12 protein-coding genes are annotated in these 14297 nt (G+C 69.1%); 7 read left to right on the forward strand and 5 right to left on the reverse strand.

Going from position 1 to position 14297, the window contains the following annotated elements; all coding sequences use genetic code 11:
* Positions 1 to 62 precede the first annotated feature (62 nt).
* Positions 63 to 569, forward strand: coding sequence for a metalloregulator ArsR/SmtB family transcription factor (locus tag DOE79_RS00330; protein WP_120336815.1), 507 nt, complete (start codon positions 63 to 65; stop codon positions 567 to 569).
* Positions 566 to 1312, forward strand: coding sequence for a DUF2071 domain-containing protein (locus DOE79_RS00335; RefSeq protein ID WP_120336816.1), 747 nt, complete (start codon positions 566 to 568; stop codon positions 1310 to 1312). Before DOE79_RS00330 ends, DOE79_RS00335 begins: the two co-directional genes overlap by 4 nt.
* Before the next feature lie 49 nt (positions 1313 to 1361).
* Here the strand turns inward: DOE79_RS00335 and DOE79_RS00340 are convergent, their stop codons facing one another.
* Genes DOE79_RS00340 through DOE79_RS00355 form a run of 4 tightly spaced genes read right to left on the reverse strand, consistent with a single transcriptional unit; the run spans position 1362 to position 6668 of the window.
* The gene (locus DOE79_RS00340; protein WP_220094269.1) at positions 1362 to 3101 is read right to left on the reverse strand and encodes a dipeptide ABC transporter ATP-binding protein; all 1740 of its coding nucleotides are present in this window, start codon (positions 3099 to 3101) and stop codon (positions 1362 to 1364) included.
* Positions 3098 to 3997 carry an ABC transporter permease gene (locus DOE79_RS20765; protein ID WP_120336818.1) on the reverse strand — a complete coding sequence of 300 codons (900 nt, stop codon included), beginning with the start codon at positions 3995 to 3997 and terminating at the stop codon, positions 3098 to 3100. Before DOE79_RS20765 ends, DOE79_RS00340 begins: the two co-directional genes overlap by 4 nt.
* Positions 3994 to 5004, reverse strand: a complete 1011-nt coding sequence (locus DOE79_RS00350) for an ABC transporter permease (protein ID WP_120336819.1) — start codon at positions 5002 to 5004, stop codon at positions 3994 to 3996. The genes DOE79_RS20765 and DOE79_RS00350 overlap by 4 nt, the downstream gene beginning before the upstream one ends.
* Positions 4989 to 6668: an ABC transporter substrate-binding protein gene (locus DOE79_RS00355; protein WP_120336820.1), complete on the reverse strand. Its 1680-nt coding sequence runs from the start codon at positions 6666 to 6668 to the stop codon at positions 4989 to 4991. The genes DOE79_RS00350 and DOE79_RS00355 overlap by 16 nt, the downstream gene beginning before the upstream one ends.
* 165 nt (positions 6669 to 6833) lie before the next feature.
* Between DOE79_RS00355 and DOE79_RS00360 the strand changes: the two genes are divergently transcribed.
* From DOE79_RS00360 to ndk, 5 genes are all read left to right on the forward strand, one after another.
* Entirely contained in the window at positions 6834 to 7448 is a 615-nt protein-coding gene (locus tag DOE79_RS00360; RefSeq protein WP_120336821.1) for a TetR/AcrR family transcriptional regulator, read from the forward strand.
* A gap of 270 nt (positions 7449 to 7718) precedes the next feature.
* Positions 7719 to 11144 carry an isoleucine--tRNA ligase gene (ileS, locus tag DOE79_RS00365; protein ID WP_120336822.1) on the forward strand — a complete coding sequence of 1142 codons (3426 nt, stop codon included), beginning with the start codon at positions 7719 to 7721 and terminating at the stop codon, positions 11142 to 11144.
* Positions 11137 to 12507, forward strand: a complete 1371-nt coding sequence (locus DOE79_RS00370) for a bifunctional folylpolyglutamate synthase/dihydrofolate synthase (RefSeq protein WP_120336823.1) — start codon at positions 11137 to 11139, stop codon at positions 12505 to 12507. The genes ileS and DOE79_RS00370 overlap by 8 nt, the downstream gene beginning before the upstream one ends.
* Positions 12504 to 12851, forward strand: a complete 348-nt coding sequence (locus tag DOE79_RS00375; protein WP_245977043.1) for a DUF4233 domain-containing protein — start codon at positions 12504 to 12506, stop codon at positions 12849 to 12851. Before DOE79_RS00370 ends, DOE79_RS00375 begins: the two co-directional genes overlap by 4 nt.
* Before the next feature lie 65 nt (positions 12852 to 12916).
* The gene (ndk, locus tag DOE79_RS00380) at positions 12917 to 13336 is read left to right on the forward strand and encodes a nucleoside-diphosphate kinase (RefSeq protein ID WP_066595890.1); all 420 of its coding nucleotides are present in this window, start codon (positions 12917 to 12919) and stop codon (positions 13334 to 13336) included.
* A gap of 100 nt (positions 13337 to 13436) precedes the next feature.
* On the opposite strand, the gene DOE79_RS00385 is transcribed toward ndk, so the two are convergent.
* Positions 13437 to 14036, reverse strand: a complete 600-nt coding sequence (locus DOE79_RS00385; protein WP_120336824.1) for a vitamin K epoxide reductase family protein — start codon at positions 14034 to 14036, stop codon at positions 13437 to 13439.
* Between the last annotated feature and the right edge of the window lie 261 nt (positions 14037 to 14297).

Raw genomic sequence — 14297 nt, forward strand, 5'->3', positions numbered from 1 at the left:
GCACAGCGGTGGGGCCGGGATTGTCATTGTGCGCTATTTAGCTTGAGTGCTAGATTGCAAACATGCAAGCTATCAGCACGACCGAAGCCGTTGGTGATGTCTTCACAGCTCTGGCACATCCCACTCGTCGGCAGATTCTGCAGGACCTGAAAGACGGCGAGCTGGCCGCGGGGGAGATCGCCGCACGGTTCACGGCTACCGGGCCCACGATTTCCCGGCACCTGTCAGTGCTCCGGGTCGCTGGTCTCGTCACGGAACGTCGCGACGCCAACCGCATCCTGTATTCGCTTGCGGGCGACCGCCTCGCCCTGTCGGTTGGCGACTTCCTGTCCACGGTCTGTCCAGAACAGATGGTCCTGCGCAGCATCCGACCGACATCGCGCCCAGCCGCCGTATCGCCCGGCGCGGAGTCGGTCGGTCACTCCACGAAGTCGTCGGCTAAGGGTGTGCGCCCGACGGCGCATACGGGCGCTCAGAAGGCGAACCGGAAGGCCCAGAAGTCTGCAGCGAAAGCTGAGCGAGCCCAGAAAGCCCAGAAAGGCGTCACGCCTGTCCGGGACGCTCGATGACGCTCCTGAGGCCGCGCCTGGCTGCGACCATCGAGCGTCGCCTGCTGATCACCTATCGGCTTGATCCCGATGTGGCGAGCCGGTTGCTCCCCGCCGGGCTACGGCCCCAGCTGCTGAACGACCAGGCCGTCGCCGGCGTGTGCCTGTTGCGCCTGGGTTCCCTGCGCCCGGCCTGGTTCGCCCCAACGGTGGGCTGGGGTGCCGAGAACGCCGCGCATCGGATAGCCGTCGAATGGGACGACGCGCACGGAACCCAGGTGGGGGTCTATATTCCCGAGCGGCACAGCGCCTCCTGGCTGCCCGTCGCTGCAGGCGGGCGTCTGCTGCCCGGGGTGCATCACCATGCACGTTTCGCCGGCTACGAGACGGATGACCATATCGAGGTGACCATGACGGCGCCGGGCGCCAGCGTGCACGCAGCGGTCGATCTCACCGAGGACTGGACAAGTGACCTCTTCGCCAGCGTCGAGGACGCCTCGGCGTTCTTCCGGAACGGGGCCGTCGGCTGGTCGCCGAGTCGTGACGGTCGCCGCCTTCAGGGATTGCGCCTCGATACGACACAATGGCAGGTCACGCCAGGCCGGGCCCGCTCGGTGCGGTCGACGTTCTTCGCCGGCCTCCCGCACGGCGCAGCGACCCTCGACAGCGTCCTCGTCATGCGCGATGTGCCCATCACCTGGACCGTGGTGACAGGTCCCACTCCGCCGGCAGGTGGTCCTGCTCGTCTCAGCCGGCTCGTGTGAGCTGTGCCGGGTGGGCTCGTGCCGGGTGAGCGGTACGGTGTGAGCAGTTTCAGAGGAGCCGCGGCACCGCCGCGAGCAAGGCTTGCGTATACGGATGAGTCGGTGCAGCGAAAACCTGCTCGGCCGAACCCGTCTCGACGATTCTGCCCGCGTGCATGACGGCGACCTGGTCGCTGACGTGCTGGATCACTCCCAGGTCGTGCGAGATGAACAACAGGCTCAGCGCCAGCTCTCGCTGAAGCTCGTCGAGCAGGTCGAGCACCTGGGCCTGCACGCTCACATCGAGCGCGGACACGGGCTCATCGCAGATCAGGATCTGCGGCCGGGAGGCCAGTGCGCGGGCGATGCCCACCCGTTGTCGTTGCCCTCCCGACAGATCGGTCGGCCGACGGTCGAGCAGGGTGGGCGACAGGCCGACATCGTTTAGCAGGGCGCCCACCCGCGCCTCGCCGGCCCGGCGGTTGGTCCCGTCGCGCACGTCGGGTGCGGCGACGGCCACAGCGTGCCGCAGGATCTCGCGCACGCTCAGCCGGGGGTCGAAGGAGGCGAGCACATCCTGGTACACGGCTCCCACCAATCGGCGCCGAGCGCGGCGCTGTTTCTCGGGCAAGGCGCTCCACGGTTCGCCGAGGAGCCGCACCTCGCCCGAGTCCGCCGCGGTGAGCGCCAGGGCCAGACGGGCCGTGGTGGTCTTGCCCGAGCCGGACTCGCCCACGATGCCCAGGGTGCGGCCGCGCGGCAGGCTGAAGCTCACGTCGGCGACGGCATGCTGCACGGTGCCATGGGGGCCGCGGAAGGTCTTGTTCAGTCCGATGCCCTCCAGGGCCAGGTCGGAACCGGTGGCCGGCGTCATGCCGGTCGCGGCTCGCGTGCGTTCGGCGACGAACAGTCGCTCCGCGTCGTCGATTTGCTCTGTCGCGGGAGGCGGTTGTGTCGCGATCACCGGTGCCAGCCTGGAACCCCGCGGCTTGTCCACGGGAACCGCGGCGAGCATCCGCCGGGTCTCGGGGTGGCTGGGATGCCCGAGCACCTCGTTCGGCGTTCCCGTCTCGACGATGCGGCCGTCGTGCATGACCGCGATCCGGTCCGCGATACGGCTGACCACGGCGAGGTCGTGGCTGATCAGCAGGATGGCGGTCCCGCGGTCACGGATCTCCTCGAGCAGGTCGAGAACCTGTGCCTGCACGGTGACGTCGAGCGCCGTGGTGGGTTCGTCGGCGATCAGCAGCGGGGGATCGAGGGCAAGTGCGGCCGCGATGAGCGCCCGCTGGCGCTGGCCACCGGAGAGCTCCCCCGACCGCCGGCCTGCGTAGAGTTCGGGGTCGGGCAGGCCGACGGCGGCGAGGACCTCGAGCACCCGTCTGTCACGCTCGGCACCGTCTAGCCGCGTGTGCAGTCGGAGCGAGTCACCGATCTCCCGCGCGATCGGGCGCAGCGGGTCGAGCGAGGCGAGGGCATCCTGCAGCACCAGACCCACGTCGCGGCCACGGCGCCGGCGCCAGGCGGACTCGCTGAGGCCGAGGACCGACTCGCCGGTCAAACTGAGTTCGTCGGCGCTGACCTGGGCGCCTGCGCCGGCGAGGCCCAGCAGGCTGCGGGCGGTGACGCTCTTGCCCGACCCGGACTCGCCGACGATCGCCAGGCATTCGCCCGGTGCGAGCTCAAGCGACACTCCGCGCACCACAGTCTGGGACCCGAACCCGACCGAGAGATTTCGGACCGCGAGTGCCGGCACGGGCGGTGGGCCGCCCGCCGGCGCGGCCAGCCGGGTGGCGTCGGCGGCGCTCATGCGTGCCTCATCCGGCGTTCGATCGCGCGGCCGAGGGCCGTGGCGCACACGGCGGTCAGCACGATGAACAGCCCGGGGAAGAAACTCATCCACCACGCCGACGTGATGTAGGTGCGGCCGGCCGCGAGCATCGCACCCCATTCGGCGGCCGGCGGCTGGGCGCCCAGGCCCAGGTAGCTCAGGGCGGCGGCCCAGACGATGGCTTGGCCCACGCCGAGGGTGCCGAGAACGAGCAGGGGCGCCAGGGTGTTGGGCAGAATGTGCCGGGCGAGGATGCGGCCGCGGCCCAGACCCTGCACCGTCGCGGCCTCGACGAACGCCGAGGAGCGCACTCGCAGCAATTGGGCGCGGATGATGCGCGCGTAGCCCGGTGCGGTCGACAGCCCGACGGCCACGATCGCACTGCCCGCCCCAGGACCGAAGACGAGGATGAACAGGAGCGCGAGAAGCAGGCCGGGGAAGGCGAACAGGACCTCGAGGAACCTGTTGACCGTGAAGTCGACGGCGGTGCCGAGCGTGCCGGCGACGGTTCCGAGCACAGCGCCGAGGCCCAGCCCGATCAGGGTGGCCGAGACGCCGATCACGAGCGAGTCGCGGGCGCCGTCGATCACCCGGGTATAGATGTCCCGGCCGGACTCGTCGGTGCCGAACCAGTGAGACCAGGATGGCGCACCGAACGCCGACAGCGGGTCGATCGCGAGCGGATCACCCGGAGCCAACAGGCGGTGGGCTATTGCCGCGACGAGTAGGAACAGGGCAAGAAGGCCGGCCGCGATCTCGACGACGCTGGGCCGGGCCCGCGGACCGCTGGACGGTGAACCTGGTCGGCCGTCCTGCTGGTCGTCCTGGTCACCCGGCCGCGCGGATGCGGCGGCGGTGATTTCGAGTTCGCTCACTGCGCGCCTCCGGCGGTACTGGTGGTGGGGCGCGGATCGGCCAGGCGTGAGGCCAGGTCGGAGAGGATAGTCATGAGGATGTAGGCGAGTGCGACGACCATCACGACGCCGATCACCACGGGCACGTCGCGCACGGTGACGGCGTTGAGCAGGGTGCGGCCGAGGCCGGGGCGGGCGAAGACGGTCTCGACCACTACGGCGCCGCTGATCAGCGAGCCGAAGGCCCAGCCGGACAGTCCGATCGCGGGCAGAGCCGCGTGCCGGAGAGCGTGACGCCACAGCACTCCGCGCTCGCCCTCGCCGCGGGCACGGGCGGAGAGCACGAACGGGGACTCCAGGGCCGTGGTCAGGCTCTCCCGCATCACTTGGCCGAGGAATCCGGCCAGCGGGATGGCGAGGGTGAGCACCGGCAGCACCAGGCCGCGCGCATCCGCGGTGCTGATCGGCGGCAGGATGCCCCACCAGACGCTGGCGACCACGATGAGGGTCGTGGCCAGCCAGAAGTGCGGCAGCGCCGCCGCGACGATCTCCAGGCCAGATCCGATGCGCCGGGCCACCCGACCACGCCCGGTGGACCACGTGGCCAGTCCCAGGGCGAGAATCCAGGCGACGGTGAGAGCGAGTACCGCCAGGAGCAGGGTGCCGCCGAGCTGGCTGAGCACCAGCGGACCCACGTCCATGTTGAGCGCGTAGGAGCGACCCAGGTCGCCCGTGGCGAGGCGGCCGAGCTGCGCGAGATACTGCACGAAGACGGGCTGGTCGAGGCCGTACTCGGCCCGCACCGCTGCGAGGGCCTCCGGCGAGGTCTGCGACCCCGGCCCGCCGAGAATGGCCTGGGCGGGGTCGCCGGGGATCAGCCGGACCGCGAAGAAGGTGAGCGTGGCCACCGCCCACAGCACGAAGACGGCGCCGCCGATCCTTCGTGTGAGCGGCCAGCCGATGCGCGCGCCGAGCCGCCGGACGCGCTGCCCGCCGGTGCTGCGGGCATCCGTCAGCGGTTCAGCCATGCGTCGTAGAAGGTGGGCGTCGACACCGTCGGCAGGGCACGGGCGCCCTGAACGGCGGTGTCGAGCAGGAAGTGGTTCTGCTGGTCGTAGAGCGGCAGGATGTAGAAGCCCTCCAGGATTCGCTCCTGGGCATCCGCGTAGAGCGTGGCGCGTTCGTCGGCGTCACCGGTCTGGCCGGCCTGGGTCAGCAGCGCGTCCAGCTCCGGGTCGTTCACCTGCGCGTGGTTGGCGAAATAGCCGCTGGGGGCCGGGGTGATGCCGTCGGAGTGGAAGAGGATTCGCAGCACGTCCGGGCCGACCTTGGTGTACGGCGCGCTCACCGCGTCATAGGCGTTGCTGCCGAGGGCGGTGTACCAGCTGGAGAGATCGAGCTTGGTCAGCTGCACGTCGAACCCGGTCGCCTTGGCGGTCGCCTGGATCTGCTCGAATAGGGATTGCTCGGCCGGGATGGACTGGTTGGTGCTCACCGGGAAGACCACGGTGAGGCGCACGCCGTCCTTGGTGCGGTAGCCGTCCGCATCCTTCTCGGACCAGCCGGCGTCGTCGAGAAGGGTCGCCGCCGCTGCGGGGTCGTAGTCGAAGAGCTCGGGGCGTGAGGTTCCGAGGGGCTCGACGCTCGACAGGGCCGAGTAGGAGCGCTCCGCACTGCCCTGGAACAGGGAGGCGACGGCGTCGTCGACATTCGCCGAGCGGATGAACGCCTCGCGAACGGCCGCATCGTTGAACGGCGCCTTGCCCGAGTTGAGCTCGATCCGGTTGGAGGCCCCGGGCCGAGGCGCATCCAGGTGCACGATGGAATCGCTCTGCCCGGCCTGGGCGATGGTGTCCGGCTGGGCATTGTCGATCACGTCGACCTCGCCGGCCTGCAGCGCGGCATAGCGGGAGGCCGAATCGGGAATGAAGCGCCAGACGATCTTCTCGAGATAGGCCGGCCCGTCGTGCTCGGCGTCGGCGGGCGGGGACGTGTAGTCGTCGTTCCGCACCAGGGTGATGGCGTTCTGCTTAACCCAGGAGTCGACGACGAACGGGCCGGTGCCCACGGGGGCGGCGCAGTTGTCATCCTGGCTGCGCTCGAGCGCGGTGGGGGACTCGATGCCCAGCCACGGCTGGGAGAGGGACTCGAGCAGTGCGCTGTCGGGCTGCGCGAGGGTGAGACGCACGACAGAGTCGGAGACGGCCTCGGTGCCGGTGACCTTCGCCAGGGCCAGGTAGCCCGTGGACGACCCGGTCGCCGGGTCCTGCAGGTGCGCGATGTTGGCCTGCACGGCCGCGGCGTCCAGCGGCGTGCCGTCGGAGAAGGTGACGCCGTCGCGCAGCGTGAACTCCCAGGTCAGGCCGTCGTCGCTGACGGTCCAGCTATCGGCCAGCCAGGGGATGACGGTGCCATCGGAGTCGAGGGAGACCAGCGACTCGAGGTACTGGGTGCTCACGAGGGCCTGCGGGTAGTTGCCGCCCACGTGCGGGTCGAGGCAGGTGGGTTCGGCGTCGCCGGAGGCGTAGGTGAGAGTTCCGCCTGCCGTCGGCGTCGACGAGGCCTGCGGGGCGGCGCTGGTGCAGCCGGTGAGCGCGAGGCCGAGCACGGTGACGCCGGCCGCGAGGGCCACACCGAGCGGGCGCCGGGTCGAGAGGAGCGGTACGGATCGAACGAGTGCCGGACGGGGCATGCGATGGGCTCTTTTCACGGGTGCGGAATGCTGGAGGAGACGGGCGTCGACGGTCGGGCGGCCGGGGGACCGGCCACGATGTCTGCTTCGAAGGCTGCTGTGCCATTATTGGACTCGGTCCAAAAACCGAAGACCTCGAGTCCCATCGTAGAACACGAAAGAACCATGAACGATTCCCGCACCGTCGGCCGCCCCCGCGGGTCCTCCCGGGCCATGCTCGAAGAGGCCGCCGCCGAGCTGTTCCTCGAGCAGACCTACGCCAGGACCACAATCGGTGACATCGCCCGGAGAGCCGGCGTGAGTCGCAACACCTTCTTCAACTACTTCTCCGCCAAGAGCGACCTGCTCTGGGTGGATGTCGACGCGGGACTGGCCGCCCTGCCCGGCGCGTTGGCCGAGTGCGACCGCAGCGCAGGCGTGGCCAGGGCGGTCCGCCAGGCGCTGCTGCGGGTGGCCGCGGGCTTCGGGCCCGGCCGGGTGCCCTGGTCCGTCACCCAGTACGAGCTGATGAACACGGCCAGCGAGCTGGAGGCATCCGCCCTCGCCCGCCTTCTGGTGCAGGTGGGTCTGGTGGGGGAGTTCGTGGGCGCGCGGCCCGGCCACTCGGCCGACACCGACCCGGTGGGGCGGGCCTTCTCGACCGCCGTGGTGGCGGCTGCGGCCGCTGCCGCCACGGAGTGGGCCGGCGCCGGTGTGGCGCGCGGTGACCTGACCGCCTATGTGGATGCGGCGATCACTCCTGTCTGTGCGGGGTTCGGACCGGTTCTCGATCACGGCTGACCCGCCCGGCGCCGGAGTTGACGGGCGCGGTAGTATTAATCGACATTGATCCGGCCATCACCGGGGAGTCTTCGGAAGAACAGTGGAATCGTGCCCCGGTGCGAGACCAGCCAGTAGAGCCGAACGGGTCGGGCCCGTCACAGCCTTTGTATGAGCGGTCGTTCGCCTGCACGGGAACGGCAAGCGAGGTGGTACCGCGCATCGTCCTGTCGGGGCGGGCGTCCTCGTGGAATAGGCCGGCGACTCAACACCGCCTCGTCCAGGAGAAGCATGACGTACCCGAAGTCCCCCGAAGACAACCAGTCCGATTCGGCCAGCCCCGACGCCGCCGTCGTTCCCTCCCCGAACTTCCCGCAGATCGAGGGCGAAGTCCTCGACTTCTGGGCGAAGGACGGCACCTTCCAGGCGTCCATCGACAACCGCGAGGGTGCCCCTGAATGGGTCTTCTACGACGGCCCTCCCTTCGCCAACGGCCTGCCGCACTACGGCCACCTGCTCACCGGTTACGCCAAGGACCTGTTCCCGCGTTTCCAGACCATGCGCGGCAAGCAGGTGCACCGCCGGTTCGGCTGGGACACCCACGGCCTGCCCGCCGAGCTGGAGGCGGAGCGGAAGCTCGGCATCACCGACAAGAGCCAGATCGAACAGATGGGCCTGGCCGCGTTCAACGCCGTCGCCCGGGAATCGGTGCTGGAATACACCAAGGACTGGGAGACCTACGTCACCCGCCAGGCCCGCTGGGTCGACTTCGAGAACGACTACAAGACCCTCGACATCACCTTCATGGAATCGGTGATCTGGGCGTTCAAGGAACTGCACACCAAGGGACTGGCCTACGAGGGCTACCGGGTGCTGCCGTACTGCTGGCGCGACCAGACCCCGCTGTCCAACCACGAGCTGCGCATGGACGACGACGTCTACAAGATGCGCCAGGACCAGACCGTCACGGTCACCTTCCCGCTCGTGGGCGCCAAGGCCGAGACCCTCGGCCTCACCGCCGTGCGCGCCCTGGCCTGGACCACGACCCCGTGGACCCTGCCGACCAACCTCGCGCTGGCCGTTGGCCCGGACATCGTCTACGCCGTCGTCCCCGCGGGCCCCAACGGCACCCCGGATGCCGAGGTGTTGCGTGAACAGGCCGGCGCCGTGTCCGGCACCGAGGTTCTCGGCGGCGAATACCTGCTGGCCATCGACCTCGTCGGCAGCTACGCCAAGGACCTCGGCTACGAGAGCGCCGCCGGCGCGACTACCGCCATCAGCCGCACCATCACCGGACGCGAGCTCGAAGGCGTCTCCTACGACCGCCTCTTCGACTACTACGCCGACGAGAGCGAGTGGGGCACCCAGAACGCCTGGCGTTTCGTCGTCGCGGACTACGTCACCACCAGCGACGGCACCGGCATCGTGCACCAGGCGCCCGCCTACGGCGAGGAAGACCAGACAGTCTGCCAGGCCTATGGCATCCCGGTGATCCTGTCCCTCGACGACGGCGGCAAGTTCCTGCCCGAGGTCACCGAGGTCGCTGGGCAGCTCTGGAGCGACGCCAACAAGCCGCTCACCCAGCTGGTCAAGTCGCAGGGCCGGCTGCTCCGCCAGGCCAGCTACGAGCACTCCTACCCGCACTGCTGGCGCTGCCGCAACCCGCTGATCTACAAGGCCGTCTCGAGCTGGTTCGTGCGTGTCACCGACTTCCGTGACCGTATGGTCGACCTCAACCAGGAGGTGAACTGGGTTCCGGAGAACGTCAAGGACGGCCAGTTCGGCAAGTGGATCGGCAATGCCCGCGACTGGTCGATCAGCCGCAACCGCTACTGGGGCTCGCCCATCCCGGTCTGGAAGAGCGACAACCCGGCCTACCCGCGCATCGACGTCTACGGTTCGCTCGACGAGCTCGAGGCCGATTTCGGCGTGCGCCCCACCGACCTGCACCGCCCCTACATCGACGAACTCACCCGGCCCAACCCCGACGACCCCACCGGGCAGTCCACCATGCGGCGCATCGAGGATGTCCTCGACGTCTGGTTCGACTCCGGATCGATGCCGTTCGCCCAGGTGCACTACCCGTTCGAGAACCGCGAATGGTTCGAGTCGCACAACCCAGCCGACTTCATCGTTGAGTACATCGGGCAGACCCGCGGCTGGTTCTACCTGCTGCACGTGCTCTCCACGGCGCTGTTCGACCGGCCGGCCTTCAAGAACGTCGTCAGCCACGGCATCGTGCTCGGCAACGACGGCCAGAAGATGAGCAAGTCGCTGCGCAACTACCCCAACGTCAACGAGGTCTTCGACCGCGACGGCTCGGACGCCATGCGATGGTTCCTGATGAGCTCGCCGGTCCTCCGCGGCGGCAACCTCATCGTCACCGAAGAGGGCATCCGCGAGGGCACCCGCCAGATGCTGCTGCCGCTCTGGAGCACCTGGTATTTCTTCTCGCTCTACGCCAACGCCTCCGGCTACACCGCCACCTGGCGCACAGACTCCACCGATGTGCTCGACCGCTACCTGCTGGCGAAAACCCGCGACCTCATCGAGGACGTCACCGGCGACCTCGAACGGCTCGACAGCACGCTGGCCGCCTCGCGCCTGCGCGACTTCGCCGACGTTCTCACCAACTGGTACGTGCGCCGCTCCCGCGACAGGTTCTGGGGCGGCGTCGCCGCCGACGGCACCGGGTCGGAAGCCTTCGACACCCTGTACACCGTGCTCGAGACCGTCACCCGGGTGGCAGCGCCGCTGCTCCCGCTGGTCACCGAGCGCATCTGGCAGGGCCTGACCGGCGGCCGCAGTGTGCACCTCACCGACTGGCCCGACGCCACGGTCTTCCCCGCCGACCCCGGACTGGTCACGGCCATGGACCAGGTTCGCCTGATCAGCTCCACAGTGCTGTCGCTCCGCAAGAAGGCGGGCCTGCGCGTTCGGCTGCCGCTGGCCAACCTCACCGTGGTCACCACGGAGACGAGCGCCCTGGCCGGGTTCGAGGGCATCCTGCGCGACGAGCTGAACGTCAAGTCGGTCACCCTCGTCGAACAGGAGGCGGACAGCGCCGAGAGCTACGGCATCACCTCGAAGCTCACCGTCAACGCCCGCGCCGCCGGCCCGAGGCTCGGCAAGCAGGTGCAGCAGGTCATCAAGGCCGCCCGCACCGGCGACTGGTCGGAGACCGATGGCGTCGTCACCGCCGGCGGCATCGCGCTGCAGGCGGGGGAGTACGAGCTGGAGCTGCAGTCGGCCTCCACCTCGGCCGACACCGAGTCGGTGCTGCACAACGCCGCCCTCGCCCTGCTCACCGGCGGCGGGTTCGTACTGCTGGAGACCACCACCACCCCTGAGCTCGAGGCCGAGGGCCTGGCCCGCGACCTGATCCGGGCCGTGCAGGACACCCGCAAGTCCGCCGGCTTCGAGGTCAGCGACCGGATCCGCCTGGACCTGGTGTTCTTCGACGAGGCTGATGCCGCCACCTTCGGCCTGGCCTCGGGCGTCGACGTCGCCGGCGAAACCCTGGCCGTCCGCTTCACCACCCACTCGGCCGCCTCCGTCGCCGACGAGGTGCTGAAGGCCGGGACCCCCTCCGAATGGTTGCCGGGCCTGACCGGCGCCGCCGTCGAGCACTATGTGCGCTTCGAGGCCGACCACTACGCGAACCGAGGACCGGTCATCGTGGCCGTCGCCCGTGACAAAGGAACCATCAATGTCTGACGACTACTTCCCCGACGAATTCCGTGACGCCGGCGACGCCGTCTTCGCCGCCCTCCTCGAGCGGGTGGGCGAGAGCGCCCCGCAGCCGCGCCTGCAAGCCACCCGGCGCGCGGTCGAGCTGCTCGGCGACCCGCAGAGCTCCTACCCGATCATCCACGTCACCGGCACCAACGGGAAGACGAGCACCAGCCGCATCATCGAGAGCATCCTGCGCGCCTACGGTCTGCGCACCGGGCTGCTGGTGAGCCCGCACCTCGTGCGGCTCAACGAGCGCATCGTGATCGACGGTGCCCCCATCAGCGACGAGGCCCTCGCCGCGAACTGGGCCGACATCCAGCCCTATCTCACGATGGTCGACACCGAGCTCGAGACCGCCGGAGAGGTGCCGCTGACCTTCTTCGAGGCCCTCACCGTCCTGGCGTTCGCCTGCTTCGCCGACGCCCCCGTGGACGTCGTCGTGCTCGAGGTGGGCATGGGCGGCGAATGGGACTCCACGAACGTGGCCGACGGCCAGGTCGCCGTCTTCACCCCGATCGCCCTGGACCACACCAAGCGGCTGGGCAGCACCGTCACCGAGATCGCGCGCACCAAGTCGGGCATCATCAAGCCCGCCGCGGCCGTGGTCACCGCCGCCCAGACGCCGGAGGTGCTCGCCGAACTGTCCCGGGCCGCCGAGTTGACCGAGTCCACCCTGGTCGGCGAGGGCGCCGACTTCGCCCTCCTCGCCAGCCACGTCGCCGTCGGCGGCCAGCTCATCTCGGTGCGCGGCATCGCCGGCACCTACTCGGAGCTGTTCCTGCCGCTCTACGGCACCCACCAGGCGCAAAACGCCGCCGTGGCCATCGCCGCTGTCGAGTCATTCCTGGGTGCGGGCAGCCAAGCCCTCGTCGAGGACATCCTCGTGGAAGGCCTCGCCACCGCGACCTCGCCCGGCCGCCTGCAGCTGGTCGGCATCGAGCCGACCGTGCTCGTGGATGCCGCGCACAACCCGCACGGCGCCCTCGCCCTGACCGCCGCGCTGCAGAGCTACTTCGACTTCGACGAGATCACCGTTGTGGTGGGCATCCTCGAGGACAAGGACGCCGCCGGCATCATCGAGGCGCTGCGCCCCGTGGCGACCCGGTTCCACGTCACCCAGTCCCACTCCGAACGGGCCATCCCGGTCGACGACCTGGCCGACCTCGTCGACGAGATCGCCGGGTCCTCGGCCACCTTCCGCTACGGCGATCTCGCTCAGGCGCTCGACGCGGCGCGCGGCTGGGCCCAGGACGAACCCAAGCGCGCGGTGCTCGTGGCCGGATCGATCACCCTGGTCGGCGACGCCGTGGCCCTGGCCGACTCCGGGGACTGGATGACACCGTGAGCGCCGCCCGCGCCTCCTCGGTGCGCCGGTCGCTCGCCTCGATCGTGCTCGGCTTCGAGCTCATCGTGGTGTTCCTGGCCACCCTGGTGATCTTCGGACTCAGCGACCTGCCGCCCTGGGTCACCCTGGGCGGGGGAGCGTTGCTCTGCCTGATCATGGTGGCCACGCTCGGCTTGCTACGGTTCACCTGGGCCTACGCGGTCGGATGGGCCATCCAGGTCGTCATCGTCGCCACCGGATTCCTCAACCCTGCCATGTTCGTGGTCGGGGCGCTTTTCGCCGGCATGTGGGCCTACTGCATGATCAGCGGTTCGCGGATCGACAGACAGAACAACGCCGCCTGACCAGGCGCACCCATCCACCTCACAGCCGACTCGACCAGCACAGACCGACAGCACAAGGAGAACACATGACCCAGGTCCAGGAAACACTCGTATTGGTCAAGCCCGACGGCGTGGCCCGCAACCTCTCCGGCGAGATCCTCCGCCGCATCGAGGCGAAGGGGTACTCCCTCGTCGACATCAAGCTCGTCCAGGCCGAGCGCACGCTCCTGGCCGAGCACTACGCCGAGCACGCCGGCAAGCCGTTCTTCGAGCCGCTCGTCGAATTCATGGAGAGCGGGTCGATCCTCGCCCTGCGTATCGCCGGTGACCGTGTGATCGAGGGCTTCCGTGCCCTGGCCGGCACCACCGACCCCACCACAGCCGCTCCCGGAACCATCCGCGGCGACCTCGGCCGCGACTGGGGCCTGAAGGTTCAGCAGAACCTGGTTCACGGCTCCGACTCGCCCGAGTCGGCCGCCCGCGAACTGGCGCTCTGGTTCGCCTAAACGACCCGACTACCCGCGCCGTCCCACCCGCGAGCGGCTCTAGCTGCCGAAAAGCCCCGAAAACGTCGTGTTTTCGGGGCTTTTCTCGGTCCGCGAGCGTTTAGAGACGGTGCAGGAAGTCCATCTGCAGCTGGGCGACCGTCGCGGCGACCAGGTAGCAGGCGATCGTGATCACGAAGATCCAGGAATAGGCCACCGCCGCGAGGCGGCGCACCCGTGCCGGACCGGGGATGATGCCGGTCTTGAGGTTGTACAGGGTCACGGCCAGGAACACCGGGATCGTCACCACCCAGGTGACCATGCACCACGGGCACAGCACATCGAGCACGAAGAAGCTCTGGCCCATCAGCCAGATCACAAAGGCCAGCGCACCGGTCACGCCGACGTTCAGGCCCAGCCAGAACCACCGCGCGAACCGGGCGCCGGACAGGATGGCGGCTCCGATCGTGATCACGACGCTCCACGCCGCCACCCCGATCAGCGGGTTCGGGAACCCGAAGAGAGCGCCCTGCCAGGAGCCGAGGTTGGTGCTGCATCCCACCAGGACACTGAAGTTGCAGGACAGCTGGGCCGTCGGATCCTCGAGCATCGTGAACTTGTCCAGCGTGAGAGCGAAGGCGGCGGCGAAGCCGATCGCCCCCGCAACGATAAGGAAGACAGCGAGGCCGACGGGAGGCTTTTTCGACGAGGTGAGGGGCACATTCGGATTATGTCATGTGTCGCGCGCGAGTCTCTGGGAATGCGTGCGATAATCGAAACAGTCGTTTGAGCCGCGCTCAAACCGATGCCAAAAGGCTTAATGGGCTTACATTCGCCCAGATTCATTGGTCGTAGACCAAAGGTATTAGCAACCAGAGCCACGGGCCGGTTGCGTCAACGCAATAGGATTCGCGGGGTTGTCGCGTAAGCGGGAACGTCGCACGAGAGAGTAACCGAGTGGGTGGCGCGGTCGCCCACACCG

It is taken from the genome of Cryobacterium soli (genome assembly GCF_003611035.1).
GTDB lineage: Bacteria > Actinomycetota > Actinomycetes > Actinomycetales > Microbacteriaceae > Cryobacterium > Cryobacterium soli.

What these genes read in the sequence shown, in the direction of transcription:
- DOE79_RS00330 (WP_120336815.1), top strand. Translation starts at nt 63, where the DNA reads ATGCAAGCTATCAGCACGACCGAAGCCGTTGGTGATGTCTTCACAGCT.
- DOE79_RS00335 (WP_120336816.1), top strand. Translation starts at nt 566, where the DNA reads ATGACGCTCCTGAGGCCGCGCCTGGCTGCGACCATCGAGCGTCGCCTG.
- DOE79_RS00340 (WP_220094269.1), bottom strand. Translation starts at nt 3,101, where the DNA reads ATGAGCGCCGCCGACGCCACCCGGCTGGCCGCGCCGGCGGGCGGCCCA.
- DOE79_RS00350 (WP_120336819.1), bottom strand. Translation starts at nt 5,004, where the DNA reads ATGGCTGAACCGCTGACGGATGCCCGCAGCACCGGCGGGCAGCGCGTC.
- DOE79_RS00355 (WP_120336820.1), bottom strand. Translation starts at nt 6,668, where the DNA reads ATGCCCCGTCCGGCACTCGTTCGATCCGTACCGCTCCTCTCGACCCGG.
- DOE79_RS00360 (WP_120336821.1), top strand. Translation starts at nt 6,834, where the DNA reads ATGAACGATTCCCGCACCGTCGGCCGCCCCCGCGGGTCCTCCCGGGCC.
- ileS (WP_120336822.1), top strand. Translation starts at nt 7,719, where the DNA reads ATGACGTACCCGAAGTCCCCCGAAGACAACCAGTCCGATTCGGCCAGC.
- DOE79_RS00370 (WP_120336823.1), top strand. Translation starts at nt 11,137, where the DNA reads ATGTCTGACGACTACTTCCCCGACGAATTCCGTGACGCCGGCGACGCC.
- ndk (WP_066595890.1), top strand. Translation starts at nt 12,917, where the DNA reads ATGACCCAGGTCCAGGAAACACTCGTATTGGTCAAGCCCGACGGCGTG.